We start from the raw sequence: 24,802 nt of genomic DNA, 5'->3' as shown, positions 1-24,802 counted from the left end.
TCGGCCCTTCCCCCGGTCATGGGGCCCACGGTACCGGGGCGTCGGGACCGACTCGTGCCCGACGCCACCGCCCTCAGGCCGCCGACGCCAGCAGCGCGGTCATCTCCTCCCGGGCGCGGGCCACTCGGGAGCGCACGGTGCCGATGGGACAGCCGGTCGCCTCGGCGGCGTCCGCGTAGGGCAGCCCGAGCACCTGCGTCAGGAGGAACATCTCGCGCCGCGCCGGGTCGAGTTCCTCGAGCAGATCGAGCAGCGCCACCCCTTCGTCGAAGCCGGGGAGCCCGACGGGCTGGGCCCGTTCGGCGATCTCCTGCCAGTCGTCGGTGTCGAGCAGCCGGGGGCGGGCGGCGGCCCTGCGGTAGCGGTCGATGACCACGCGGCGGGCGATCGACAGCAGCCAGGTACGGGCGGAGGAGCGCCCGGCGAACGTCGGCAGCCCGGTCAGCGCCCTCAAGTACGTCTCCTGGAGGAGGTCGTCGGCGGCGTGCGGATCGGCGCCGAGGCGCATCACGAAGCGGCGCACATCGTGGCGGGTGGCGCGGACGAACCGCTCCACGGCGTCGGGGTCACCGTCGCGGGCGGCCAGGGCCCAGGCGGTGACCCGCCGGTTGTCCTCGACAGCTTCGGTCAGGGCAGCGGGCATCGTCGAACGTCCTTCCGGTGGCGGTGGACGGTCCGCGGGCACGGGTGCGGCGCACCGCGCACCGCGCGGTGGGCGCGGGGCGTGCGCGGACGGCGGCCGGGAGGGGCACGGGGCCCGCGGTACCGGGGCATCGATCCGGCGCCGGAACGGGCGCCGGTACTCCGCCCTCACCGGTGCGCCGGGAGAGGGGCACGCGGAGGAAGGGCGGTCAGTGGCAGGGGAGCGGATGCCCCGGCGGTCCTCTGCGGCGGATCACCTGCCACCGCAGCGCGCCCCGCAACCGGCGTGCGGCGGTGGGCACGGAGGACCACGCGGGCGGTTCGGCCGTCCCCGCGCCCAGCATCCGCAGGGCGATGCGCAGCGGTACGAACACGGCGGCCGCGAGCGCCCGGCCGAGCCGGAAGGCGGCGGTCTCACCGCGCCACAGCCACACTCCGCTGATGAGCGTGGCGAACAGATGGGCGAGGGCCATCCCGCCGCTGCCGTGCCAGGGCCAGTCCGGCCCCGCCGAACCCATCGAGTGCATCGAGTGCATCGAACCCACCGAGGCCACCGTGTCCGCGCCGTGGTGCATGGGCGCGGGCATCGGCATGGAGTGGTGCATGCCTCCGTGGGCGGGGGCTGCGCCCACCGTCGCCGAGAGCAGGAACAGGATGTGCAGCCCGCATTGTGCGATCACCGTCGAACCGGTGACGGCCAGCGCTCCGCGCTCCCGTCCGGCCGCCCACCACGCGACCGCCGTCGTCCCGGCGAACGCGCAGGCCACCGACCACAGCGGCAGGGTGACGCCGGACATCAGCGCGTGTCCGAGGGCCGTGACCACAACGCACACCGCCGCGAACACGGCGGCTCGCGCGAGGCGGAAGGTCGACCCGGTGGCCATGGCCGTCATCGTGCCAGCGGCCGCCGCGCGGGACAGGAGCCCCGGCCGAATCTTCGTCCCCGCATGACAAACGGGGGCAGTGTGTGCCAGCTCACACCCAGAACTCCGGAACTCAGCCATCCACTTGACCGACCACTTGACCGGCACCCCTGTGCCGTCGTGCGGACCGCCCCCGTGCGGCACGACCGACCTGCCCATCGATCCGGGAGCCGTCCATGACCGCAGAACCCCTCTCCGCCGCCGCGGACGCCGCCGCGGACGAGTCCCCGGACACCGCACGACCGGACACCGCACGACCGGACACCGCGTCACCGGATCCCGCACCGGAGAAGTCCCCCGGCACCGCCCGCCGCTTCTCCTGGGCGGCCCTGCGCCCCCTCGTGCTGCGGCTGCACTTCTACGCGGGGGTGCTGATCGCGCCGTTCCTGCTGATCGCCGCCGTCAGCGGACTGCTCTACGCGGGGTCCTTCCAGGCCGAGAAGATCGTCTACGACCACGAACTGCGCGTTCCCGTCGGGGACACCGAGCTGCCGCTCTCCCGACAGGTGGCCGCCGCCCGCGAGGCCCACCCCGAGGGCGAGATCAGCGCCGTACGGCCGTCGCCCGAGGACGGTGCCACCACCCGGGTGCTGCTGTCCGGCGTGACGGGCGTCGACTCCGGCCACACCCTGGCCGTGTTCGTCGACCCGTACACCGGGAAGGTGCGCGGTGCGCTGGAGCAGTACGGCTCGTCCGGCGCCCTCCCGCTGCGCACCTGGATCGATGAGCTCCACCGCGATCTGCACCTCGGCGAGACCGGCCGGCTCTACAGCGAACTCGCCGCCAGCTGGCTGTGGGTGATCACCGGAGCGGGTCTGGTGCTGTGGCTGGCGCACCGCCGCCGGGGCACCCGGCGCGGGGTGCGCGCCGTCGCCGTCCCCGACCGCTCCGCCACCGGCCGTCGGCGCACGCTGTCGTTCCACGGCTCCGTCGGGGTGTGGGTGGCGCTCGGGCTGTTCTTCCTGTCCGCGACCGGGCTCACCTGGTCCACCTACGCCGGGACGAGCGTCGGCGACCTGCGGTCCGCGCTCGGCCAGACCACCCCCGCCGTCTCCGCCACGCTGGACGGCGACCGTACCGGCGGTGGCGGTGAACACGCGGGCCACGGCGCGGGACCGGGATCCACGCCGGGGATGGACCACGGGGGTTCGGGCGGCGGCGGAGCGCACACCGCCGATGTGGGCCTGGACGCCGTACGGAAGGCGGCCCGTGCCAAGGGCCTGGACAACCCGGTGGAGATCGTGCCGCCCGCCGGGCCCGACCAGGCGTACGTCGTCAGCCAGATCCAGCGCAGCTGGCCGGAGAAGCAGGACGCGGCGGCCGTCGATCCGGCGACCGGCGAGGTGACCGACGTCCAGCGGTTCGCCGACTACCCGGTGCTCGCCAAACTCACCCGCTGGGGCATCGATCTGCACACCGGCAATCTCTTCGGCCTCGTCAACCAGATCGCCCTGGCCGTCCTGGCGCTGGCGCTGATCCTGCTGATCGTGTGGGGGTACCGGATGTGGTGGCAGCGCGGCCGCGGCTCCGCCTTCGGCCGTCCCGTCCCGCGCGGCGCGTGGCGCGAGGTGTCGCCGTACGTCCTCCTCCCGTCGGCCGCCGCGGTCGCCCTGCTCGGGTACTACCTGCCGCTGCTGGGGATCCCGCTGGCCGCGTTCCTGGTGTTCGACATCGTGCTGGGCCGGATCGCCCACCGGCGCCGCGACCGCGCCTCAGCGGGCGGGTGAGGGGCGGGCGGGGCCGGCGCGGCCCCGCCCGTCAGTCGCCCCGCGGGTCAGTCCTCGTCGTCCGCAGCCTTCTCGTCCGCCTCGGCCTTGGACGTGGTCTCGGACGTGGTCTCGGACGTGGTGTCCGGCTCGGTCTCCGGCTTGGCGTCGTCGAAGTAGGCGTCCAGCACCGCGTCCAGCTCCTCGGTCCACGTCTTCAGCAGACTCCGGGACGACGACTGGACCTCGACCTCGTACCAGCGGCGGTTGGTGGCGTAGACGGTGACGGAGAACCGCTTCTTGAACCGGGGGGTGTCGACCTCGACCGCCCCGATCTCGTCCCAGTCGAACTGGGCCTCCTCGCCGTCCATGCGGAGGGTGACGCCCGTGCGGCGCGCGACGATGCCACCGCGGTGGTCGGACGCCTCGAAGACGGGTCCGTCGCCGTCGTTCTCGTCAGCGTCGGCGTCCTCGGCAGCCCCGGCCCCGTCCTCGTCCTCCGCCGCACCCTCGGCATCGGCGTCGGCGTCAGTGTCGGCGTGGTCGTCGGTGGCGTCCTCGCCCTCGGCGTCCGTCTCGGCGTCCTCCTCGAGGACGTCCTCGGGTGGCCGTTCCGCGGTGTCCTTCGGGGGTTCCTCCTCCCCGTCAGCGGGGCGCGGGGACGTGAGCCCGGGGATGTACCCCGGGTCGGTCCCGGCGGCGGTGTGCATGGGCGGGATGATCGGACCTGTGCTCTGCTCCACGGCGGGCAGTATTCCCGATGAACCTGTGCGGGCGACAGGCCGTTCTCCCGCCGTTCCTCGTTCCGCCCCCGTTCCGCCGTCCGACGGCCCTGCTCGGACACCGTTCACGGGTGGGGGAAATCGCCCGACGACGGGTCCTGGTCCGGGCGTACCGGCCCCTCCTCGCGCGCGAAGAGATGGCTGAACTCCACGGACTCCGCGAACCGGACGGCCCACAGCGGCGTCTGCCCGCCCCCGGGCGGTGTCTCCGGACCGAGGGTGTACGCCGTGGCCGTCGTGCCGTCCACGGGGCCGCTGGAGTCCACCGAGGCAAAGCACCAGCCCCCTCGGCCTGGCGCCCAGGTGCCACTGGTCTGCCACTCCGCCCGGAGGACAAGACGGCCGGGGGCCGGGCAGTGCCACCGGAACCGGGTCGCGCTCAGCCCCTCACCGGCACTGGCCCAGACGCTCCAGCCCCGCCCGTCGGGCAGAAACCCCAGCTCGCTGGATTCCATCGCGCCGTAGTCGAAAGGCGCGCTGCTCCAGCGGCCCACCAGGCCGTCGTCCCCGTCCATGCCACAACCCCTCGCGCTCGTGGTGTGTCCCACTGTGCGACACACACCGGAAAGGGACACATATGCCGAGACACATCCTGCCGATCGGTGGCGTGGTGGCCGTGGTGACGGGAGTCGCTCTCGCCGCCACCCCCTCGTACGCCGCGCCCGGCACCGCCACGAAGGCCCCTGCCGCCCCCACCGCTCCGGCCGTCGGGAAGGCCACCCCCGCCGACATGGACGGCGACGGCTACGACGACCTCGCCACCGGTGCCCCCGGTGCCGCGGTCAAGGGCCATGCGAAGGCCGGATACGTGGCGCTGACCTTCGGCTCCGCCTCCGGTATCAAGGTGGCCCGCCACCAGGGGCTGACCCAGTCCCACGCCGGTGTGCCCGGAACGCCCGAGGCCGGGGACAGGTTCGGCTCGGCGCTGGCGATGGGCGACGTCGACGGCGACGGTCACGCCGACCTGGCCACCGTCGCGTACTTCGACGACCCGGCCGACGAGGGCACCCTCGGTGTGCTGCCGGGCTCCCGCTCCGGTCTGTCGAGCACCCCGCTCGGCCGCAACGTCGGTCTGCCGTTCGCCGGTTACCGCGCGGTGGCCGGCGATGTGAACGGCGACGGCAAGGCCGACCTCGCCGTCGGCGCGCGCGGCAAGTGGCGCGGTACGGGCGCCGTGAGCATGACCTACGGCAGCGGCGGCGGGCTCACCGGCGAGGGCTCCATCCTCTTCGGCCCCGATTCGTTCGGCTACGCCACGGACAAGGCGGGCTTCGGCTCGGCCCTCTCCACACCCCCGGCCCCCTGACGGACCGCGTACTGACATGTGTCATCGCCAGGTGGTGACGGCCGGTTCTGCCCACCGGCGCCGCCACCCGACAGGATCGGTACATCAGGAAGGAAGCACACCACCACCAGGGGGCGGACATGACCGGCACCATCACCGCGGAGCGGGAGCGGGAGCGGGCGGACGGACTCGCGGCCATCACACCGCTGCCGGTCTGGTTCTTCGCCTTCGAGGGTGTCTGCGGCGGTGCCTACGACCTCTGTCAGGCGTGGGACGTCGCCTGGGTGGCCATCGCCGCGCTCGGACTGGTCAACCTGGTGGTGGGGTTCACGGTGCTGCGCGGAAGGATCAAGCTGATCCGGGCCATGCTGAAGGGCTCACGCACCCGTAAGATCGCTTTCGGCCTGATCGGTCTGCGGCTGGGCCTGCACCTGCTCCTGGGCGTCGTCGGCGCCCAGGTCACCTCGGTGGCGGGACATGTGGCCATCGCCGTGACGATGACCGCGGCCACGATGGCCCTGCTCTACGTCGACCAGCGGATCACCTTCAAGGCGCTGGGCCTGCGCCCCGCGCCCGCCGCCTGAACCACGGGGACCACGGGAACGACGGGAACACGCGCGGGTACGCCGTCGCCCCGGCGGACACTTCCGGTCCGCCGGGGCGACGGCGTTGTGAGGAGCGTGTGCGGCGGAGGGTCGGCTCAGCCGCACTTGCTGCCGTTGTTGATGCAGCGCACCGCCTTACCCATCAGCCGCGACGACATCACGTTGATGAAGTCGCCGTGGTCCGTCACCGGTTTGTGCAGCTGCTCGGGGAAGCTGTCGACGGCGAACGCCGAACCGGGCTGGATCTTGTAGGTGATCCGCTGGACCAGCTGCGGAATCGCCCGGAAGCCCTGCGGACACGAGCCGTCGGCACGGGCGAACGCCACATGGGTGCGGTGGTTGGCGCTGTCGGTGTTCTTACCGTCCCAGCAGCTCTGGAAGTTGAACGTACGCACCACGTTGCTGCCGCTCGGGCACAGCGGATACTTGTCCTTGAGCTGCCGGTTCTCGAATCCGGTGCAGCTCCACGAGGCGTTGGCGTTGGCCGTGCCGTTGGTGAACGACTTGGCGTCACCGGTGATGATGCGCAGGAACTTCGGCATCGCGGCGACCTTGGTGACGGGGCTGCCGCGGAAGGTCAGCTTCACCGAGGCGGGTCGGAGGATGCGCCCGATATTGGCGTCCTTGCCTCCGCCGTCCTGGTTCGCGTCCTTCTCGTCGCTGCCGTCGCGCAGCCGCAGGACCGGCCAGTAGTGCGTCGAGCGGTCTCCGTTGGTGCAGGTGGTCCCGGCGGCGGCGAGATCCTGGTCGGTGGCGAACGCGTTGGTCTTGAGGTTGCCGACGTAGTCGTGCATGTGGTGCGCGCCGTTGCTCACACCGGGGGCGGCGATCACGTTGTCCGAGTTGAGATGCTTGTTCTCGTTGCGGCCGCAGCGCGTGGTGAAGGTGCCCTTCGAGGCGTTGCCCGTGAGCGCGGGCTTCTTGACGTTGGGCCGCACACTGCGGATGTCCACGAAGTCGGCCTTCTGCGGCCCGCTCTGCGGCGGCTGCTGACCGCCCGCGGCCGGAGTGGCGCCTCCGGCGGCCGGAGTGGCACCACCCGAGGCGGGGGCGGCACTACCCGAGGCGGGGGTGGCGCCGTCCGCGGCGTTGGTGGTGGCCGTGCTGTCCCGCTGTACCGTGCAGGACGCCAGCGAGGACAGTCCCTGCGGCCGGGACGCGACCTTGTCGATCGTCGTGGTGATGCGGATGAGCGCGGTGCGGCGCTGTGTCGACAGCGGCTCGAGCACCCGCGACTTCACCCAGTCCTCGTCCGCACCGGTTCCGCGTGCGGCCAGCTGCTGGTAGGCGTTGGCCACTTGGCTGTCCATCCGCGCCAGCTCGTCGTCCACCGTGGGCCGTGCCTGCTGCGGCACACGCGTCAAACGGATCGAGACATCGGGGCACTTGATGGTCAGCGTCTCCCGCGCGGACGTCTGCTGTTCGCCGGACTGCCCGGCCGAGGCGTCGTTGTCGGTCATCAGAAGGGCGCCGGCCCCGACACCCATCGCGGCCACACCGGCGACGGTCATGACGAGCAGTCGAGACCGTCTGTGTTTCTTTTTATTCACATGTCCACCCTTCATGGATGTGGTCATAGGAGATACGGCAACCGCGGCGATAGTTCTCAATGCCCGCCGAAATTTCTCCATGACGGCCCGAAGCGGCCTCTGACCCGGCACATCCCCCGGCCGCTACCGACTACCGGCCGTCAGGCGCGGCCTCCATCGCGGCATCCGGGGCCGACCGCCCTCCAACTCCCCCGCGCCGCCTCCATGAAGGCATGGCGCCGCTCCGCTTCCCCGGGAGACGGCAGCCCGATGAGCCTCCCGGTCGAGGATCGACTCCACCCGCTGCGCGGCGGTCGGGAACTCGAGGATGGCGTCCTTGGGTTCGGCCCGCTCGGTGTCGGCGCGCTGACGGTGATCGCGCTGTACCTCCACCCGCGCGGTCGGATGCTGTCCGACGAGGGTGCCCGCGGTCCCCGGAAAGACACCGTGCAGGGCGAGAACCGTTCCTCCAGTGATCCCATCCATGATCACAACCCTGTCAGGTACACCCGGGAGGGACGTCCCACCCCGTGGAGTGGAACCTCGTGCGCCGACGGGGCAGGCTGTATCCATGGGGTCGTTCGTCCGCTCACCACCTCGGCCGGGGGTGGACGATCACGGTCGGTTGGTCATCACACTCGAGCAGTGTGTGCCCTTCGCGATCGTGCTGATCGCGCTGATCATCGAGCTGACCCCCGCGCACTTCCTCTACACCGGCCCGTTCGTCACCGCGAGCCCGGCGCTGGCCGCGGTGACGATGGGCCCCAGGGGCACGATGGCGGCCGGGGCCTTCGCGCTGACCATCAGCGTGATCACCGCCACCTACAACGAGGCCTGGGGCAGTGACCAGGTCTACAGCAATCTCCTGGGCCTTCTGCTGGTGTCCGCGGCCAGCGTCACCACGAGTAGCGCCGTGCGTACGCGAAGACAGAGCGAACTCGACCAGATCCGCCGGATCGCCTCCGCCGCCCAGGAGGTCATTTTGCGGCCCGTCCCCGCCAGACTGGGCCCGCTGCGGGCGGCCAGCACCTACCTCGCGGCCGAGACCGGGGCCCAGATCGGCGGCGATCTCTACGAGGCCGTGCACACCCACTACGGGGTCCGGCTGATCGTCGGAGACGTACGCGGCAAGGGTCTGCACGCCGTCCGCGCGGCCGCCGCCGTGCTCAGCGCCTTCCGTGAAGCCGTGCACTACGAGGACGACCTGGCCGAGGTGGTCGACCACTGCGCGGCCGCGCTACGGCGCGAGGGCGCCGTGACGGGGGCGGTCGACCACGACGTCCGGGCGGAGGAATTCGTCACCGTCCTCGTCGCCCAGGTCCCGGAATCCTTCGTGGTCCAACTGGTCAACCGCGGCCATCCGCCCCCACTGGTCCTGAGCAACGGCAAGGTCCGCCCCCTGCTGCCCACCTCACCCCTGCCGCCGCTCGGCCTGGAAGACGTCTACTCCAGCCCTTCCGCCGAAGTGGAAAGCCATTCCTTCGCCCCGGGCGACCGTCTGCTGCTGTACACCGACGGCGTGATCGAAGCCCGGGATCGCGACAACAACTTCTTCCCCCTGGCCGAGGCCATGGCAGCGGTCCGCCCCTCCACCCCGTTGGCGTTCCTGGATGAGCTGCACGATCGATTGATGCGCCACACGGAGGGGTCATTGGCGGACGATGTGGCGATGGTCGTCGCCGACCGTCTCGAGGACGACCACGGCGCACGTCCCTCCACGCTCACGTGAACCACCCGGACCCGCCGCTGCCCGACGGCCGGCGGAACTCGCCGCGATCACCGCCGGTCGGCCGGTGCTCGAGGCGAACCGGGCTGTCGGTGGAATGGGCGCAGCCAAGCACTCATTCGAATTCGATCGTACGTTTGATTTTTGCGTACCGGCGTGCGCCCGCGCCGGTGGCGGCCGACCCTGGACGCAGGGGATCGGCCTGCTGAACGGCGCCCGGCCCGCACTCCACGGCCCAGTGCGCGAGCTCGGACCGAACCGGAAGGTGAAGATCACAATGGAGACACCCCCGATCGTTTCGCCGCAACAGTGGGAAGCCGCGCGCCGGCAGCTGCTTCTGGAAGAGAAGAAGCTGACCCACGCCCGTGACGAACTGGCCGCCAAGCGGCGGCGGATGCCGTGGGTGGCAGTGGAGAAGGAGTATGAGTTCGAGGGACCCGAGGGCAGGGCCGGTCTGCTGGACCTGTTCGAAGGCCGTCGTCAGCTGATCGTCTACCGCGCCTTCTTCGAGCCCGGCGTATTCGGCTGGCCCCACCACGCTTGCCGGGGCTGCTCCATGGTGGCCGACCACGTTGGCCACCTTGCTCATTTGAACGCCCGCGACACCACGCTTGTCTTCGCCTCGCGCGCACCGCAGCCGGACATCGAGTCCGTGAAAGCGCGGATGGGCTGGACGATGCCCTGGTACACGATCACCGACGACTTCGACACCGACTTCGGGGTGGACGAGTGGCACGGCACGAACGCGTTCGTCCGCGACGGCGACAGCGTGTTCCGCACCTACTTCATCAATGCCCGCGGGGACGAGGCGTTGGGGAGCACCTGGAGCTACCTGGACATGACCGCGCTCGGTCGGCAGGAGACGTGGGAGGACTCGCCCGAGGGCTATCCCCAGAGTCCACCGTACGAATGGTGGAACTGGCACGACGCGTACGGGGACAGCGAGTCGGCGCCGGAGTGGCTGGCGCAAACCCGCCGAGGCCCCCGGGGCAGGCCCGGCTGAACCCTTCACCGGGCGGCTCACGCTCGTGGAAACCCGGCCTTGGGTGTGGGGTTGTCGCGGCGGGCGCGGTGGGTTCCGATCAGCAGCAGGGCGCACGCGAGCGCGAAGAGCGGCCAGGGCGTGAACGGGAGGACCACGGCGTCGACGACGGTCCAGCTGCGCGCCGGGGTGGGCAAGGCGGCGATCTACCGCCGCTACGCCTCCAAGGCCGAGATGGCGTTCGCTGCCACCATGTACGAGCGGCAGCTGCCTCCGTTGGCCGCCACCGGTTCCTTGCACGGGGACCTGCCGGCGCTGGTCCGCACGTTTCACGTTCGCATGGCCGCCCCGGCGGCCCGACAGCTGGCGCCGGCCCTGATCAGTGAACTTGCCGTCAATCCCGAACTGGCTACCCGGTTCCAGGACACCTTCCTGGCCGCCGAGCAGGCCGCCTTCGCCGACATCATCGAACAGGCCGTGGCCCGCGGCGAGCTGGCCGGGACCGTCGGCCCCGCGATGGCCCACCTGCTGCTGCTCGGCACCCTGGCGTCCGCCCTGTACATCCTCAACCTGCCCGTCGACGACGCGATGGTCGCCAACCTCGCCGCCACGGCAGGAATCACCGCCCTGGCCGACCCGCAGCACCACGGCGCCCCCGGCGGAGCGGCCGAGCCGCGCTGACAGGGCCGCTGCTGCGGCTGTTCGAAAGGCCCGGGGTCACGCGACCGCGACGAAAACGAGAGGGCACGGCGTCGCGGGCAGTCGGGGCCGACCCGGCGCTGACACGGCCTGGCGGGGCCGCGCTACCCGGTGGCGCACCGGTACCGCGGGCGTGCCGCGTGGACGGCGAGTCCGCCATACACTGATGTGGTACATGTGTTACCGTTGGTACATGTCCATGAAGCGCACCAATGTCTATGCCGACCCGGAAGACCTCGCCATCATCAAGGAGGCGGCCAAGCGCCGCGGCATCAGTGAGGCCGAGATCATCCGGCAGGGCATCCACCTTGCCGCCATGGCCAATCGCGTGTGGGACGAGCCGTTGTTCTCCCGCACCTTCGCCGGTCCTGGGCGCACTCTCGCCAAGGACGAGGTCCGTGACGTCGTTGCGGATGCCGCCCAGCGCGAGACCGATTCCGGAACCGCTGCGTGATCGTCGTCATCGCTGACACCTCCGGCTTGCTGGCCGCGCTCGATTCCACGCACCCGGAGCACCAAGCGGCACAAGAGGCGATCATGGTTGCCGGGCTGCTGGTCATGTCGCCGTTGCTGCTCGCTGAACTCGACCACGTAGCCACCCGCGAACTGGGCCGCGAGGCCGCGGTGAGCGCGATCGACGACATCCGGGGCTGGATGCGCCGCGGCCGTGTCTCCGTACCCGAGATCACCGAGGGACACCTCGGCATCGCTCAGTCCGTCCGATCCCGCTACCAGGCACTCGACCTTGATCTCACCGACGTGGTGAACGTCGCCCTGGCAGCCGACTACGACACCGACGCGATCCTCACCCTGGACCGCCGAGACTTCCGTGCAGTACGTCCCCTCGGTCATCACAAGGCGTTTCGCGTCCTGCCTGACGATCTTCCCCTCTGAAGGCCCCACACGCGGCGCGGAAGCCTTGACCTCGAAGGCCAGTTCGCCCTGCCCCCTGCGGAGTTGTCGACGCGTGCCAAGCAGGTTCGTCTTCTGAGCTGGCGAGCGAGGCCGGCGGCGCGCAGCGGTGGGCCTCTGGCGCAGGACGCTGAAGTGATCCAGGCAGTGAACGCGCGAGGGCGGGCGACTGGTAAAAGATCATGGACCCCGGAACGGGGGGTTCCGGGGCCCATGGCCACCCTTGGAATTCGGATGGGCAGTAACGCAGACCAGGTAAATCCCGGTGCGGCTGCGTCAGATGCCGACGCCGCCGGAGAAACCTGCCTCGCCGGAGGCAGGGCCCACCTGCCCGCTCAGGCCACCCGAGACCGCGCCGCCCAGAGCGGGCAGGCTGGGCAGGGTGGGCAGCCCGGATTCGGCACCACCCGTCAGGCTTTCGGTCCCGAGGCCGCCGGAGATGTTCTCCAGCTCGCTGTCGGCGATCTCGCGAGTTTCGTTCTTGGGCATGGCGTCCTTACGCATGACGGGCCTTCTCTTCCGCGTTTGTGGTGATGCTGGACCGTATCGAGCGACTTGCGGACAAGCTGATCCAGCCAGCTTGACGATCGTTCGCCACCCGGAAGCGGATGCACAACTTCCGAGTGGCGTGGATCAAACCACGTCTATGGCGAGCCAGCCACCCCGACCCGTCGGAAATTTCCTCAGACGTTTCGGTATCGCGGCATGTCATCAAGCGGGATTTGCGACCGGATGGTGACAACTTCTTCACCTGCCAGTGGTGGCCGAGCTCAGTGGAAGGGCTGACATCGCCACCCGAACGACATATCAGTCCGTGAAGATGCCGTCTGCCCTCCATGAAGGCGCGAGCCAGAGACGGGAGTGTGCCTCTCCTGTGCAGATGATGCGCGGGTTTACCGAGCCTGAGTGCTATGACATTGTGTCGCCGGATTTCGGGTTCACCTGAGGTGTCATGTTCGGAGGCGTTCCCTCTTGGATTGCACCGCTCGAGGAGATTTCGCCACCGCAGCCCTTGCGGTGGCCACGTTGCCCAGCGCCGTGTCAGCCCCCGCGGGGAGGCCAACTCCTTCAGGGCGCGCCGAATTCATCCAGCACGCCCACTCGCCCACTCGCCATCGTGCTCCCCGACGCCGCTGCAACTGGCTCCCGGCAGGTGGCGCTCACCGGGCGAACTGACCCGTGTCGGCGCGGGCCGGGACGCCGTGCAGCCGTGCGTAGGCGCCGCCGCGGGCCAGCAGGTCCGTGTGGGTGCCGGTTTCCACGATCCGGCCCTGGTCGAGTACGAGGATCCGGTCGGCGTGCGGGGCCAGAGCGAGGTCGTGCGTGATCATGATGGTGGTGCGGCCGGACATCAGCCGCTGGAGCGGACCGATCACCTGCCGCGCGGCCGGCGCGTCGAGCCCGGTGGTCGGCTCGTCGAGGACGAGCACGGGGGCGTTGCGGAGCATCGCACGGGCGATGGCGATGCGCTGCAACTGGCCGCCGGACAGCCGCGCGGTGTGCGGGTCGATACGCGTGTCGTACCCCTGGGGAAGGGCGGTGATGAAGTCATGGGCGGCGGCGGCCCGCGCGGCCCGCACGATCTCCTCGTCGGTCGCGGCGGGGCGACCGCAGGCGATGTTCTCGCGGATGGTGTCGTGCAGGATCAACGTCGTCTGCGGCAACAGGGTGATGTTGTCCCGCAGGAAGGCCACACGGGTGGCGTGCAGAGGCACGCCGTCCAGCCGGATGCACCCGTCGGTCGGGTCGTAGAAGCGCAGCAACAGCGTGGCGAGCGTCGACTTTCCGACCCCGCTGGCCCCAGTGAGCAGGACGAACTCCCCTGGGCTCGCGATCAGTGAGACGTCGCTGAGCGTCTCCTTGTCGGCGCCCGGGTAGCGGAAGGCGACCCGGTCGAATTCCACCACCCCCAGCACGTTCCACTGCCCGGCGTCCGGGGCCACGGATGGATCGGTCTCGGACGGATCGGCCACGGACGGGCCGGTGTCGAGGATCTCCAGCAGGCGTTCGGCGCCGGCGGTCGCGGCGGTGAGGGTCAGGCCGAGCTGTCCCAGATTGCGCAGTGGGGGATAGAGATAGCCCAGGAAGGCGGCGAAGGACAGCAGCTGCCCGATGGTCATGCGGCTGTGCGAGATCTCCCATACGCCAAGCCCGATGACACCGAGTACGCACAGTGTCTCGATGACCTCCACCAGTTGTTCGTACCGTTCGCTCGCGCGGGAACCGGCCACCGAGGCCCGCATCCACGCGTGGGCCTCGCGCTCGAGCCGCCCTTCCTCGGCGGACTTCCGGTTGTATGCCTGCGTGAGCACGACGTTGGCCAAGGACTCCTCGACGACGGAGGTGATCGCCCCGTCGGCGACCCGCTCGTCGCGCGCGGCGGATCCGATCCGGCCGGAGAACCTCCTGCCGGTCAGCCACAGCACGGGTGCCATGACGAAGGTGGCCAGCGCCAGGTCCCAGCGCAGCCACAGGGCGGCCGCGGCGAAGAGGACCGTGCTGAAGGCGGCCGATGCCGCGCCCACCACCCCCGACACGACCATCTGCTCGATGGCCTCGACGTCTCCGGTGAGCCGTTCGACGAGATCGCCCTGCCGGTGCCGCTGGAAGAAGTCCGGTGACAGATCCTGCATGTGACTGAACACGCGGGCGCGCAGCCGCAGTACGAAACGCTCGGCGGTCCACACGGCCAGGGAATTGCCGACATAGCCGACCACGGCACCGACGACCGCGACGACCAGCCACTGCCCCGCCGGAGACCAGAACGCGTCGAGCGAGCCCTTCTGCAGGGCGTCGTCGGTGAGATTGCCGAACAGCAGAATCGCGGCGGTCTCGGCAAGGGCGGCGATGATCACACACACGAGGATCAGCGCCAGTCGACCGCGGTCTCCCTTGGTCAGCGGCCAGAATCGCACGAAGGCCCGGCGTATCGGGAGGCTGGGAGTCGCTGCTGCCCCGTCCGCGCCGCCGTACGGGCCCGCGGCCGCGGGGTGCGCCTGGGGAGCGTCCGGGCCCGCACCGGCCCGGCCCTGGGAGGCGGTCGGCCGCTGCTGCGGGACCGGAGGCATGCGCCCCCGCACCGTACGCGCCGGTCCGGGACGGCGATGGCGGCCTCGGACCGGCGGCGGCATCACACGGAGCCGCACCGTCTGCTGGTCGTCGTATTCGGTCACTGGCTCTCCTGCTCCTCGGAACCGGCCCACAACGCGGAGGGCGGGCCCCCGGCGCGATGCCGGGGACCCCGCCCCTTGTCAGCTCCGCCTGGCTCAGTGACCGATCGGGCGACGCTTCGGCTTCCGGGCCGGCTTCGGCTTGGGCGCAGGCCGCTTGTGAGCCTTGTCAGCGGGCTTTACGGGAACGACCTTCTTGAAGCTCATCAGATCTCCTTGGAGTTCGCTTTGACTCGAATGCCAGAGCCGTTCGGCTTCGACGTGGAAGACATTAAAAACGCTTTCTGAGGAGAACCCAGATCTCAGCTGTGAGTTGTCTATGGCCGGTCAACCATGAATTACTCGATGATTTCGGGAACCGAATGTGAATGCCTTGCGTCTCGCGGGCGCGCGTCAGCACCGCCCTTACGGACGAACTGATCCGCCGACTGCTTCGGCTGCACATCCTCCCGACTTTCGAGGGCGGGGATGTGGACGGGATTCCGCGCTCGATGACGGGCTGATCCGCCGCAGCCGAAGGAGACGCCGCCCCGGCCTTGCGGATGCGAGCCGGAGCCAGGGTGCACCTGCTGGTCAGACTTCCACCGTCGCGAGATGGTCGGCGGTTCCCCCGTACCACTCGACCAGGAAGAGCGTGGCGTCGTCGGTGGTGACCCCGCCGCGTTCCCGCATCAGGGCGTGGGACAGGCCGCGCACCATCTCCTGCACGCTTTCGCCTATGTACCCCGCACGATCCACGAAGTCGAGCAGTCGCTCCTCCCCGAACTGCTCCTCGCCGGTGCGGTGCTCCTCGACGAGACCGTCGGTGAAGAACAGGATCCGGTCGCCGCGGGACAGTGACTGCTCGCTGATCTGCGGGATGGCGCCGCCGAAGCCGACGGTCAGAGTACCCGGGCTCTCCAGCGCCTGGATGACGCGGTGGTCGCGGATCAGCAGGGGCGCCGGGTGGCCGGCGTTGACCCATTGCAGGTGGCCGGTTCCGATATCCAGGCGCATCATCTGCGCCGTGACGAAGTGGTCGGGTCCGAACTGCTCGTCGATGGCCGTGTCCATGGACATGTACAGCTCGGCGAGTCCGACGTCGGTGCGTCTGGCGTGCCGGTAGGCGCCGACGGCCACGGTCGCCAGCACGGCCGCGTCCAGCCCGTGCCCCATGGCATCGATGATGGCCATGTGCAGGATGTTGTCGTTCAGGGCGTAGTCGAAGCTGTCACCCGCGACGTCGTAGGCAGGCTCGAGGATTCCGGCCACCGCGACCTGCGGTGTGATCATGGTCAGCGGGGGGAGCAGTGACCACTGGATCTCCGCGGCCAGGCTCATCGGCTCACGGCGCCGGGCCTGGAAGAACTGATCGGTATAGCTGTTCTTGGTGACCAGCATGTCGGCGACCAGGCCGGAGAGGCGCCGCAGCAACCGCCGGTCGTCGTCATCGACGGTGCTCAGGGTGACGGTCAGCACCCCCACTACGTCGCTGCCGTCCAGCAACGGCAGGAACATCCGTACGCCGTCGGCCTGCCGCTGTTCCACCACCGCCGCGCCGAGAAAAGCCTTACCGGCCTGCGAATCGTCGATCCGCTCGGGCTCCCCGACCATGAGTCTCCTGCCCGGCAGGGGTGCCAGCATCAGCTGGTCGTAGTCCTGGAGGAGGATCGAGACGTCCCACCCGCCGATTCTCGCCACCTCCTCCGCGACCAGCGGGGCGATCAGCTGGGGCGGCATCTCATGGGCCCGGTCCAGCAGCACACCCAGCAGCCGCTCACCGAAGCCCTCCGACCGATCCACTGTGACTCTACGGAAGTCCCGTTCACCGTCTGTCATGGCGACCTCGTTCCGCCGCACGGCCCTCACACAGAGGCGAGCGTCTGCGTGTTCGCCCCATGCTGGTCCTGCGGTCTCCTCTCACCCCAGCGTCGCGCACATGGGAATCCGCGGCACCTGTCACCAGGTCGCCGGAGCGCGGCCGATGTCCGAGGCGTCCCGAAGAGCGATGTGCCCACCCCGCCGGAGGCGTCTCGTGCGGCGATCAGCCACGCATGTCGACCTTCGCCTCTGCCCCACCCCGGCGTGGCGGAGGGTACTGACGATGAGTCCATGGACACGGGGCGGCGGTGCCCTGCCGCACCCGTTTGCGAGGCGTCACTTCAGACTTCGTCCGTTTGCGTGCGGTCTTGCCCGGAGGACTGACTCGCTGCCAGCCAGGACCGTGCCGGCTCCGCCGTGCGTGTGGTGTCCACGGTGAGATGGAGGCGGGTTCCGCCGTCGGCGCCGGCCGGGTAGCTGCGCTGTTCGGCGCCGGCGAAGCAACGACGGAGCACCTCAGCGACCTGACGGGCGACCTCGGGTGACGCGGCGACAATACGCACCTCGGCGCGCCCTGCCGAGGGTGGTTCCGGTGGCTGCATGGTGACCTCGTTCATCAGAAAGACGCGGCGAGCTCCGAGCATGATCATGGTGATGATCAGGGACACCGTGATGACGGTCTCCACATCCTCACCTCCCCTGGAGCTCAGAAGTCCGGTCGGGTTCGGCTTCCGGGCACCATCGAGGGAGGCCCGCCATCGGTCTCCCACTCCTCCTCCCGGCTGGCATCCTCCCCGGCCGTCACGGGTGGCGGCCTCGTTCGCCATCAGACCGCTGGCGGTGAGAAGGCCGCCGACGGTCGCCGCGGCGGCCATCAGCCGGGCGGCGGCTGCCGCACTCGTCTCCGGCGGGATCACCAGAAGGTCCCAGCGGCCTGCGGTGTAGGAGCGCAGGATCAACTTGTGCGGGTCCTGCTCGGTGAACCAGCCCACGTGCACCGTGTGTCCGGTCGCGGGCACCGTGCGCGGGATCACGGGCCAGTGGGTCGGGTTCACGGAGACGCGGGTGATCCGGCCCCAGCGTGCGTCCAGCACATCCGTCAGGGCGGGCAGCTCACGGAGCAGATCGCGGGAGCGAGGCCACCACGCACCGTCCAGAAGACCCGCAACCGGGCCGGCCGGGGTCAGTGACAGGCGGGTTGGTGGGGAGGGCGCACCTTCATCCGGGAGCGTACGGTCGATGGTCACGGTCATGGCGCGGACCTGTCCCCGGGGCGTCATCAACGTCCCGGTGTTGTTGCTCACCGAAAACGACACCGGCGTGGAAGCCGGTGTGCGAAGTGCTCCCGGTGGTTCGAGTGTACTCCGGGGCGGCCCGCTGAACCCTCGTATGATCAGCGACTTCTTCAGGGGCCCGGCTCTGGGTCCGCAGGGCATGGGCGAGCCTGGGAGCGGGCTCTCGGAGTACGGTGAAACCGGTGGCCCACGGCCCGCCACCGAACCCCGCGGAGGGTGAGCAGACCATGTCCGACGCCGACACCCCGCGTGAAGTGAATCTTCTGCCGGACGCGATGCATCATGCGGTGAAACCTGGAACGGCCCTGCTGCGACTGGTGACGACACATACCCGTGAGGGCAATCTCGACGGTGCGTGGTGGCCGCGTTCCCGCGACATAGGCGCCGAGCTTCCCGCCCTGATCACCGCGCTGACCGAGCACCTCGGGCCCATCGTGCGCGTCGGCTTGGACTCCAGTGCCTGGGAAGAACTGCCGACACGACTGATCATCGACGACCGCATCGTGCACATCGACTCGTTCCCGGTGGGTGACGACACCATCCTCATCACCCGAGGCGATCAAGACCTCTTCTCCCTGCTGGTGGTCCCGCCACACGCGACGCCCGACGCGGCACGCGCCGCGATGGCCCGGTCCGTCCGCTTCGACAACATCACACCCGCCAAGCAGATCCTCATCGACACCGGCACCGGCCGAGCCCGCCCGATCGCCGAGGAAGGCCCGCGGACAGGCCAGGAACGCCGCGGCACGGCCTGATGCCGGCCTCCTCCCGGCGCAACCATGGGCGCAGCCTCAGCCCGCCGACCCCCAGTAGGACACCGACGTCACACCCCCCGATGAACGGTCGGCCGCGAACCCTTCCTGATTTCCGCTGCATGCGGCCCATGACGACTGAACGTGCCCTTGGCGCGCGGTTGTGCCCGTATGGAGCGGGTGACGGGAATCGAACCCGCGCTCCGAGCTTGGGAATCACCGGCGCTTCTCGCTCCCCGAAACGGTCTGACCCGTGGACGTCTACTGCCAGGGAGCGTGGTCGGTGTAGCGTTCCGGCCCCCCGATCGACTGCTGGTGACCGCTGTGAAGGGCACGGATGGGGAACGACGGTGTCGTGTTCCGGACCAGGACGAAGTCCGCCAGGTCGACGTCGACCGCGGCGCCGGCAGCAGACGTCCCGCTCAGCTTCCACTGGACAACACAGAGGTGGGCGTGCCGGCCAGGGGTTGTTCGGTCCACACGGTCTTGCCCTCGCGGGTGTAGCGGGTGCCCCAGCGCTCGGTCATTTGGGCTACCAGGAACAGGCCGCGCCCGCCCTCGTCGGTGGTACGGGCTCGGCGCAGGTGCGGTGAGGTGTGGCTGGCATCGGTGACCTCGCACACCAGACACCGTTCACGGATCAGCCGCAGGGTCGCGGGGCCGCTGGCGTACCGGTAGGCGTTGGTGACCAGTTCGCTGACGATCAACTCGGTGGTGAACGCCAAGTGCTCCAGCCCCCATTCCGTCAGCTTGGCAGAGGCCAAGGCCCGGGCATGAGCGGCGCTGGCGGGCTCCAGCGGCAGACTCCACGAGGCGACACTGTCCGATGGCAGTACGCGGGTGCGGGCGATCAGCAAAGCGATGTCGTCGGCGGGGCGTGCGGGCACGAGCGAGTCGACAACCGCCTGGCAGGTCCGTTCGAGCGCGTCCGCGGGGCGGGTGAGCGCCGCGCGGAGCCGGGTCAGACCCACGTCGGGGTCGATGTGACGTTCGCCGATGAGCCCGTTGGTGTAGAGGCAGAGCAGGCTTCCCTCGGCCAGTTCGATCTCCCGGGCCTCGAACGGCAGGCCGCCCAGGCCGAGCGGTGGACCGGCAGGCAGGTCGAGCACACCCACCTGCCCGTCCGGGGCGGTCACCACCGGCGACGGGTGGCCGGCGCGCGCCGCGGAGCACCGCCGGGAGACCGGGTCGTACACAGCGTACAGACAGGTGGCGCCGACGACCTGCTCGCCCAGGGGCCGTTCGCCGACCGCCTCCTGTTCGGCCGCCAGCAGGCTGACCAGATCGTCCAGGCGGGAGAGGACCTCGTCCGGTTCCAGGTCGAGGCTGGCGAGCGTATGCACGGCGGTACGCAGTCGGCCCATGGTGGCAGCGGCGTGGACGCCACGGCCCACCACGTCGCCGACGACGAGGGCGACCCTGGCCCCCGACAGGGGAATGACATCGAACCAGTCACCGCCCAGGCCCGGGGCCGCACTGGCCGGCAGATAGCGCAGGGCCACCTCGACGGCCGACTGGTGCGGGACCGCCCTGGGCAGAAGGCTGCTCTGCAAGGTGAACGCGGTCTGCTGCTGCTGGGTGAAGCGCCGGGCGTTGTCGATGGCGACGGCGGTGCGCGAGGCGAGTTCCTGGGCCAGCGTGAGATCGTCCGTCTCGAACGGATCGGGGCGCCGCGAGCGCCACAGGGTCATCACGCCCAGCACCAGGCCCCGCGCGGCAAGCGGCACCACGATCAGCGAGTGGACGCCCGGGTCGGGAGGGTGGCCACCTCGGCGGTCCTCCATCGAGAACCAGTCGGGCGGAAGAACCGGCTCCAGGACAGGCCGCCCGTCGGCCAGGCATCTGGCCTGGGGTGTGTCCGGTGCGAACTCGACCGGCTCGCCCTGCGGGTGCGGCGGGACGCGTTCCCCGGCATCGACGCTGCAGACCCCCACCCGTACCACAGGCCCCGCCAGAGCCTGCGCCGGTTCCTCACCACGGATCACCGGCTGCAACAGGTCCACTGATGCCTGGTCGGCGAGATGAGGGACGATCACCGCCGCGAGTTCCCGGGCCGTCTCCTCCACATCAAGTGTGGTTCCGATACGGGTGCCGGCTCGGCCGAGAAGTGCGAGCCGACGCTGAGCCCGATGGCGTTCGGTAATGTCCTCGATTATCTCGGCCACTCCCAGGACCCGGCCGGAGGGATCCTCCATCCGAAAGGCCGACACCAACGCGACCCGCTCTCGTGCCGGATCCTGCTCCAGGCGGGTGTACTGCTCGGAGTAGACCAACGATCTTCCAGTCTCCATCACCTGGCGCACACGATCCACGGCCTGCCGTGCGTCCTCGGGGAGGAGGAGAGAGCCAGTGGGAATGCCCCGAAAGTCTGCGGCCGGGACGCCGGTGAACCGTTCGACCGCCCGGTTGACCCGTAGGATCCTCAGCTCGGGGCAGTGAACCACCAAGCCGATCGGGCACCGGCGGTACATCCCGTCGAGAACCGCGTGGTCCCTCTGCCACTCCAGGACATCAGCCGCGAGCGCCCCGGCAACGAACCATTCACGCACCCCGTCATCACGGGAGAGCGCACAGACCCTGAGCCCCATCTCCACGAACTGCCCGCCGCGGTGCCGCACCGCAAGCACCCCGAACCAGCTGCCGGTTCGCCTGCACCTCGCCGCGGCGGCCTTGACGGACGACAGAGCGCGGTCATCCGTCAGGGCATCGAATGCCGGACGGCCGATCACGTCTTTGTCCGAGTAGCCGAGCAGCTCCTGGGCCCGCCGACACCACCCCACCACGGTCCCCCGGTCGTCGAGCACCGCCAGGGCGGCGAGGTTCCCCGCGACCGGATCGTCATGGCACTCGCTGAGCTCCATCACCCGCTTCTCCACGGCTGGACACCACCTCGTACACGGTTACTGAGCTGCCCCGGGTCTTCGTCCACTGCCGATGCCGGATGACCTGCTGGTGTCATGCGAGCCTAATCCTGCCCGACGGTGCAGCGGCGAAGGCCGGGCTGATGGGGCTGAATGAACCGGATCCCGGCGCGGGTGGGGAGTCTTGCCGGGCATCCTCGAGCACAAGGCTGAAAGGCCGGTCGCATCCCCGGGTATCGCAGTGGACGTGGCGTGTACCCCTCTGAGCGGCGTATTCGTGGAAGGGAAGGCGTGTTACGCGGTCATGGGACGGCACGCGGGTCGGCTTGGACTCCAGTGCCTGGGGAGAACTGCCGACACGACTGATCATCGATGACCGGAGCGTGTACATCGACTCGTTCCCGGTGGGTGACGACACCGTCCTCATCACCCGAGGCGATCGAGACCACCTTTCCCTGTTGGTGGTCCCGCCACACGCGAGCCCGACGCGGCACACGCCGCGATGGCCCGGTCCGTCCGCGTCGACAACATCACGCAGGCCGAACAGATCCTCATCGACACCGACACCGGCCGAGCCCACCCGATCGCCGAGGAAGGCCCGCGGACAGGCCAGGAACCCCGTCGCACGCCCTGACGCCTCCTTGCGGCGCGACCACAGCCTCAGCCTGCTGACGCCCAGTAAGGCACCGACGTCACATCCCCTGAGGAACGGCTGGGCCGCGAACTCTCGCATGCGAGCTTGCGCCGTAGCGACTGATCAGCCGAGCCATCTGACGCGGGTGATCACAACCAACTCAAGGCGTCCCAGCGCCATGAACATGAAGAAGCCCCGTCCCCCGAAGATGTCCTGGGTCCGCAGACCTCCGCCGTGCGGATTTCCGCGGCCGACGTCGACCGCGTCGCGGCCCAGGACCGTCAGCTGCTCAGCCAAGCCCCCCACCTCGGCCACGACTTCGTGAGGCAGGCCGCCTACGACGTGCGTCGCTGACCAGCGCAGACGAGCGCTGGCGGCAAACTGGCGCGTAACTCGCTCGCAGCACCGTCATTGACCGCTGTTCACGGCTCTATCTGGTGCGCATCTGGTGCGTCGTCCACCGCGCATCTGTCTGTCCTGGAGGACCGCACCTCATGGGGCGATCAGTCGCACGCGCTCATTGCAGAGCCTGGCCATGTCGGCGGTGTCGGAGGTGAGTACGGCGACTGGTGGCGGCTGGCGCAGGGCAGCCTCTGCGACGGTGGCGTCAATCGCGTATTTGTGCCCGTGCAGTCCTGCTGACTTGAGTAGTTCGGCGGCAGCCTTGGCCGCCTGTTCGGTGACGGGTTCGACCTTGACCCGTGAGAGGGCCCAGTTCAAGCGTGGCAGGTTCACCCGCGAGTGGCTGACTTCGACGATGGTGTTGGCGCTGACGACGAGATCAGCTCCCATTTCGTGGAACACCTGGAACATCGCGAGAACTTTGCGATCCTGGGCAACCCAGGCGGACAGCCCCTGGGAGTCCAGGACGACGGTCTCCAGGTGTGTGCTCACGCCGCGCCCGTGTGGCCGGCACGGTCGGCGGTGCCGAAGATCTTGGCGCGGGCTTCGGCCAGCTCTTCGTCTGTGAAGGCGCCTTGTTCCTCCTGATGGCGCCGCAGATCGTCGCCGAGGAGTTGGTGCCTGATCTGGCGGGCCACCGCTTCGGCCACATACCCGGACACGTTGTCCGTGAGCTTCCTCAGCTCGGCGACCTGCTCGGTGGGCAGGGTGACGGTGATGCGTGTCGTGGCGGACATGAGTCGAGCATACTCCAGTATGCGTCCAATCGAGCCCCCGACTGCGAACGGCATCCCGTGAAAAGCGGACAAGGCCCGGGTCTGTGACCTGGGCCTTCGCTATGGAGCGGGTGACGGGAATCGAACCCGCGCTCTGAGCTTGGGAATCACGTGATGATCAGGACTGAGTAGGCTGCTGACCAGCGCAAACGAGGGCTGGCGCACGTTGCCGACCTTTCGCAGTTCCCGGCATTGACCGCTGTTGACCGCCGTATCTGGTGCGCTTCTGGTGCGGGGAACGCTACGCAGTTGCTCAGGCGGCGTCCTGGCGCGCCCACCCTGGCTCACCCCGCAGCAGTCAAGCGGGCCGATCGCATGCAGGCTGGCGCCGTAGTCGCTGATCAGCCGAGCCATGTGACGCGGGTGATCACAACAAGTTCGAGCCGCTCCAGAGCCATGAACATGAAGAAGCCGCGCCCTCCGAAAATGTCCTGTGTCCGCAGACCTCCGCCGTGCGGGTTTCCGCGGCCGACATCGACGGCGTCGCGGCCCAGGACGGTCAGCTGCTCAGCCAAACGCTCTACTTCGGCCACGACTTCATGAGGCAGGCCGCCTACGACATGCTCGGCATCGGGGTCGTAGTCCCAGGTCCAGTTATCGCTCACGCGGAGATCTCGCGCTGCGCCAGGTCTGTGATCTGTCGCATCTCGGCGAGTACGGAACGCAGGGCCTCGCGGTCCGTTGCCTCTTCCGCCACGGTTTCCAGTTCACGCAGGCGGGCCGCTCGCGCGGGATAGCGCTGGATGGCTACGAATTCTCCCCACCACAGCAGGAAGGTACGCAGCGGAGCGATAGTGCTCTGCGTGGCGGCTTGTTCGACCGCGCGGTCGAGGTGTTCGACAAAAGACGGCAGCTGGGCGGGGGCGATCTGGGCGACCGCTGCGCGGAGCGCTGCCGGAGTGAGTGCCGGCATGGGGATCAGGGGCCCGTCGGGGGCAGAGGGCTGCTCGGTCATCGGAACGTCTCCTGCGCGGCGGTCTGCGTGATCATCGTGAGCCTGGCCGTTGTTGCGGACGCTGGGTTGAGCCTACGCCCGCACCTCGTCAGCCACACAACACCCGACGCGTCTCGATCGCTTTGGCTCAGGTGTGATCGCGTTGTGCTGGCTCTTGGTAGTCGTCACGGGTTGACAGAGACCCCAGCGGCCCCGGGCAACGAAGAAGCCCCGGGCCGCTGGCCTGGGGCTTCTGTCTGGAGCGGGTGACGGGAATCGAACCCGCGCTCTGAGCTTGGGAATCACCGGGCATGGTGGGCATGAAAACGGCTCTGACCTGCTGGAACGGGTGATCTGGTCTGCCGCGGCAGGGCTCGCCGCAGACCC

Annotated in this window: 25 protein-coding genes and 2 pseudogenes; 10 read left to right on the top strand and 17 right to left on the bottom strand. The window is 69.6% G+C overall.

What is annotated here, in order from left to right:
* Positions 1-73: 73 nt before the first annotated feature.
* Positions 74-643, bottom strand: a complete 570-nt coding sequence (locus tag HUT19_RS19375) for a sigma-70 family RNA polymerase sigma factor (protein WP_176181683.1) — start codon at positions 641-643, stop codon at positions 74-76.
* Between the two features lie 208 nt (positions 644-851).
* A complete protein-coding gene (locus HUT19_RS19370) occupies positions 852-1,526 on the bottom strand; it encodes a hypothetical protein (RefSeq protein WP_254885655.1) in 675 nt (224 codons plus the stop codon).
* 215 nt (positions 1,527-1,741) lie between these two features.
* Between HUT19_RS19370 and HUT19_RS19365 the strand changes: the two genes are divergently transcribed.
* Entirely contained in the window at positions 1,742-3,292 is a 1,551-nt protein-coding gene (locus HUT19_RS19365; protein WP_176181681.1) for a PepSY domain-containing protein, read from the top strand.
* Positions 3,293-3,339: 47 nt separating this feature from the next.
* On the opposite strand, the gene HUT19_RS19360 is transcribed toward HUT19_RS19365, so the two are convergent.
* Complete coding sequence (locus HUT19_RS19360) at positions 3,340-4,014, bottom strand: hypothetical protein (protein WP_176181680.1); 675 nt, start codon at positions 4,012-4,014, stop codon at positions 3,340-3,342.
* Positions 4,015-4,118: 104 nt separating this feature from the next.
* Positions 4,119-4,568, bottom strand: coding sequence for a hypothetical protein (locus HUT19_RS19355; RefSeq protein ID WP_176181679.1), 450 nt, complete (start codon positions 4,566-4,568; stop codon positions 4,119-4,121).
* A gap of 62 nt (positions 4,569-4,630) precedes the next feature.
* On the opposite strand from HUT19_RS19355, the gene HUT19_RS19350 reads away from it, so the two are divergent.
* Positions 4,631-5,359, top strand: coding sequence for a VCBS repeat-containing protein (locus HUT19_RS19350; RefSeq protein WP_176181678.1), 729 nt, complete (start codon positions 4,631-4,633; stop codon positions 5,357-5,359).
* A gap of 119 nt (positions 5,360-5,478) precedes the next feature.
* Positions 5,479-5,922 (top strand): hypothetical protein, encoded by a 444-nt coding sequence (locus tag HUT19_RS19345; RefSeq protein WP_176181677.1) that lies wholly within the window; start codon positions 5,479-5,481, stop codon positions 5,920-5,922.
* Between the two features lie 116 nt (positions 5,923-6,038).
* On the opposite strand, the gene HUT19_RS19340 is transcribed toward HUT19_RS19345, so the two are convergent.
* Positions 6,039-7,454, bottom strand: a complete 1,416-nt coding sequence (locus HUT19_RS19340; protein ID WP_254885654.1) for a DUF1996 domain-containing protein — start codon at positions 7,452-7,454, stop codon at positions 6,039-6,041.
* Between the two features lie 162 nt (positions 7,455-7,616).
* Complete coding sequence (locus tag HUT19_RS19335; protein WP_176181676.1) at positions 7,617-7,958, bottom strand: hypothetical protein; 342 nt, start codon at positions 7,956-7,958, stop codon at positions 7,617-7,619.
* 139 nt (positions 7,959-8,097) lie between these two features.
* Between HUT19_RS19335 and HUT19_RS19330 the strand changes: the two genes are divergently transcribed.
* The 5 genes from HUT19_RS19330 (at position 8,098) to HUT19_RS19310 (ending at position 11,773) form a co-directional block, all read left to right on the top strand.
* Positions 8,098-9,201 (top strand): PP2C family protein-serine/threonine phosphatase, encoded by a 1,104-nt coding sequence (locus tag HUT19_RS19330; RefSeq protein ID WP_254885653.1) that lies wholly within the window; start codon positions 8,098-8,100, stop codon positions 9,199-9,201.
* 274 nt (positions 9,202-9,475) lie between these two features.
* Positions 9,476-10,201 (top strand): DUF899 domain-containing protein, encoded by a 726-nt coding sequence (locus HUT19_RS19325; protein WP_176181674.1) that lies wholly within the window; start codon positions 9,476-9,478, stop codon positions 10,199-10,201.
* A gap of 120 nt (positions 10,202-10,321) precedes the next feature.
* Positions 10,322-10,861 carry a TetR-like C-terminal domain-containing protein gene (locus HUT19_RS19320; protein WP_254885652.1) on the top strand — a complete coding sequence of 180 codons (540 nt, stop codon included), beginning with the start codon at positions 10,322-10,324 and terminating at the stop codon, positions 10,859-10,861.
* A 211-nt stretch (positions 10,862-11,072) separates the two neighbouring features.
* Positions 11,073-11,333: a CopG family transcriptional regulator gene (locus tag HUT19_RS19315; protein ID WP_176181673.1), complete on the top strand. Its 261-nt coding sequence runs from the start codon at positions 11,073-11,075 to the stop codon at positions 11,331-11,333.
* Positions 11,330-11,773, top strand: a complete 444-nt coding sequence (locus HUT19_RS19310; RefSeq protein WP_176181672.1) for a PIN domain-containing protein — start codon at positions 11,330-11,332, stop codon at positions 11,771-11,773. The genes HUT19_RS19315 and HUT19_RS19310 overlap by 4 nt, the downstream gene beginning before the upstream one ends.
* A gap of 294 nt (positions 11,774-12,067) precedes the next feature.
* On the opposite strand, the gene HUT19_RS19305 is transcribed toward HUT19_RS19310, so the two are convergent.
* The 5 genes and pseudogenes from HUT19_RS19305 to HUT19_RS44320 all read right to left on the bottom strand — a co-directional run.
* Positions 12,068-12,295, bottom strand: a complete 228-nt coding sequence (locus HUT19_RS19305) for a hypothetical protein (protein WP_176181671.1) — start codon at positions 12,293-12,295, stop codon at positions 12,068-12,070.
* Between the two features lie 656 nt (positions 12,296-12,951).
* A complete protein-coding gene (locus HUT19_RS19300) occupies positions 12,952-14,922 on the bottom strand; it encodes an ABC transporter ATP-binding protein (protein WP_176187047.1) in 1,971 nt (656 codons plus the stop codon).
* A 612-nt stretch (positions 14,923-15,534) separates the two neighbouring features.
* Positions 15,535-16,779, bottom strand: coding sequence for a PP2C family protein-serine/threonine phosphatase (locus HUT19_RS19295; protein ID WP_176181670.1), 1,245 nt, complete (start codon positions 16,777-16,779; stop codon positions 15,535-15,537).
* A 323-nt stretch (positions 16,780-17,102) separates the two neighbouring features.
* Positions 17,103-17,363 carry a hypothetical protein gene (locus HUT19_RS19290; RefSeq protein ID WP_176187045.1) on the bottom strand — a complete coding sequence of 87 codons (261 nt, stop codon included), beginning with the start codon at positions 17,361-17,363 and terminating at the stop codon, positions 17,103-17,105.
* A 321-nt stretch (positions 17,364-17,684) separates the two neighbouring features.
* Positions 17,685-18,014: pseudogene (locus HUT19_RS44320) on the bottom strand (DUF5994 family protein); the annotation flags it as partial.
* A 269-nt stretch (positions 18,015-18,283) separates the two neighbouring features.
* Between HUT19_RS44320 and HUT19_RS19280 the strand changes: the two are divergent.
* On the top strand, positions 18,284-18,811 hold the full coding sequence (locus HUT19_RS19280; protein WP_176181669.1) for a DUF5994 family protein: 528 nt from the start codon (positions 18,284-18,286) through the stop codon (positions 18,809-18,811).
* Positions 18,812-19,230: 419 nt separating this feature from the next.
* Here HUT19_RS19280 and HUT19_RS19275 read toward each other — a convergent pair whose 3' ends face one another.
* Entirely contained in the window at positions 19,231-21,669 is a 2,439-nt protein-coding gene (locus tag HUT19_RS19275; RefSeq protein WP_176187042.1) for a SpoIIE family protein phosphatase, read from the bottom strand.
* Between the two features lie 314 nt (positions 21,670-21,983).
* On the opposite strand from HUT19_RS19275, the pseudogene HUT19_RS43095 reads away from it, so the two are divergent.
* A pseudogene (locus HUT19_RS43095) lies at positions 21,984-22,303 on the top strand (DUF5994 family protein); the annotation flags it as partial.
* A gap of 123 nt (positions 22,304-22,426) precedes the next feature.
* On the opposite strand, the gene HUT19_RS19270 reads toward HUT19_RS43095, so the two are convergent.
* The 5 genes from HUT19_RS19270 to HUT19_RS19250 all read right to left on the bottom strand — a co-directional run bounded on the left by HUT19_RS19270 (position 22,427) and on the right by HUT19_RS19250 (position 24,436).
* On the bottom strand, positions 22,427-22,609 hold the full coding sequence (locus HUT19_RS19270; RefSeq protein ID WP_254886188.1) for a hypothetical protein: 183 nt from the start codon (positions 22,607-22,609) through the stop codon (positions 22,427-22,429).
* A gap of 186 nt (positions 22,610-22,795) precedes the next feature.
* Positions 22,796-23,197, bottom strand: coding sequence for a PIN domain-containing protein (locus HUT19_RS19265; RefSeq protein ID WP_176181668.1), 402 nt, complete (start codon positions 23,195-23,197; stop codon positions 22,796-22,798).
* On the bottom strand, positions 23,194-23,442 hold the full coding sequence (locus HUT19_RS19260) for a type II toxin-antitoxin system CcdA family antitoxin (protein ID WP_176181667.1): 249 nt from the start codon (positions 23,440-23,442) through the stop codon (positions 23,194-23,196). Before HUT19_RS19260 ends, HUT19_RS19265 begins: the two co-directional genes overlap by 4 nt.
* A gap of 380 nt (positions 23,443-23,822) precedes the next feature.
* The gene (locus HUT19_RS19255; protein ID WP_059146466.1) at positions 23,823-24,086 is read right to left on the bottom strand and encodes a hypothetical protein; all 264 of its coding nucleotides are present in this window, start codon (positions 24,084-24,086) and stop codon (positions 23,823-23,825) included.
* A complete protein-coding gene (locus tag HUT19_RS19250) occupies positions 24,083-24,436 on the bottom strand; it encodes a hypothetical protein (protein ID WP_176181666.1) in 354 nt (117 codons plus the stop codon). The genes HUT19_RS19255 and HUT19_RS19250 overlap by 4 nt, the downstream gene beginning before the upstream one ends.
* Between the last annotated feature and the right edge of the window lie 366 nt (positions 24,437-24,802).

This window comes from Streptomyces sp. NA02950 (genome assembly GCF_013364155.1).
Lineage (GTDB): Bacteria > Actinomycetota > Actinomycetes > Streptomycetales > Streptomycetaceae > Streptomyces.
This window is presented reverse-complemented; position numbering and strand designations above follow the sequence as displayed.

Excerpts from the sequence above, each read along its gene's own strand:
- HUT19_RS19375 (WP_176181683.1), bottom strand. The coding sequence starts at position 643 with ATGCCCGCTGCCCTGACCGAAGCTGTCGAGGACAACCGGCGGGTCACC.
- HUT19_RS19370 (WP_254885655.1), bottom strand. The coding sequence starts at position 1,526 with ATGGCCACCGGGTCGACCTTCCGCCTCGCGCGAGCCGCCGTGTTCGCG.
- HUT19_RS19365 (WP_176181681.1), top strand. The coding sequence starts at position 1,742 with ATGACCGCAGAACCCCTCTCCGCCGCCGCGGACGCCGCCGCGGACGAG.
- HUT19_RS19355 (WP_176181679.1), bottom strand. The coding sequence starts at position 4,568 with ATGGACGGGGACGACGGCCTGGTGGGCCGCTGGAGCAGCGCGCCTTTC.
- HUT19_RS19350 (WP_176181678.1), top strand. The coding sequence starts at position 4,631 with ATGCCGAGACACATCCTGCCGATCGGTGGCGTGGTGGCCGTGGTGACG.
- HUT19_RS19345 (WP_176181677.1), top strand. The coding sequence starts at position 5,479 with ATGACCGGCACCATCACCGCGGAGCGGGAGCGGGAGCGGGCGGACGGA.
- HUT19_RS19340 (WP_254885654.1), bottom strand. The coding sequence starts at position 7,454 with ATGACCGTCGCCGGTGTGGCCGCGATGGGTGTCGGGGCCGGCGCCCTT.
- HUT19_RS19335 (WP_176181676.1), bottom strand. The coding sequence starts at position 7,958 with ATGGATGGGATCACTGGAGGAACGGTTCTCGCCCTGCACGGTGTCTTT.
- HUT19_RS19325 (WP_176181674.1), top strand. The coding sequence starts at position 9,476 with ATGGAGACACCCCCGATCGTTTCGCCGCAACAGTGGGAAGCCGCGCGC.
- HUT19_RS19315 (WP_176181673.1), top strand. The coding sequence starts at position 11,073 with ATGTCCATGAAGCGCACCAATGTCTATGCCGACCCGGAAGACCTCGCC.
- HUT19_RS19305 (WP_176181671.1), bottom strand. The coding sequence starts at position 12,295 with ATGCGTAAGGACGCCATGCCCAAGAACGAAACTCGCGAGATCGCCGAC.
- HUT19_RS19300 (WP_176187047.1), bottom strand. The coding sequence starts at position 14,922 with ATGCCGCCGCCGGTCCGAGGCCGCCATCGCCGTCCCGGACCGGCGCGT.
- HUT19_RS19295 (WP_176181670.1), bottom strand. The coding sequence starts at position 16,779 with ATGACAGACGGTGAACGGGACTTCCGTAGAGTCACAGTGGATCGGTCG.
- HUT19_RS19290 (WP_176187045.1), bottom strand. The coding sequence starts at position 17,363 with ATGCAGCCACCGGAACCACCCTCGGCAGGGCGCGCCGAGGTGCGTATT.
- HUT19_RS19280 (WP_176181669.1), top strand. The coding sequence starts at position 18,284 with ATGTCCGACGCCGACACCCCGCGTGAAGTGAATCTTCTGCCGGACGCG.
- HUT19_RS19275 (WP_176187042.1), bottom strand. The coding sequence starts at position 21,669 with ATGGAGCTCAGCGAGTGCCATGACGATCCGGTCGCGGGGAACCTCGCC.
- HUT19_RS19260 (WP_176181667.1), bottom strand. The coding sequence starts at position 23,442 with ATGTCCGCCACGACACGCATCACCGTCACCCTGCCCACCGAGCAGGTC.
- HUT19_RS19250 (WP_176181666.1), bottom strand. The coding sequence starts at position 24,436 with ATGACCGAGCAGCCCTCTGCCCCCGACGGGCCCCTGATCCCCATGCCG.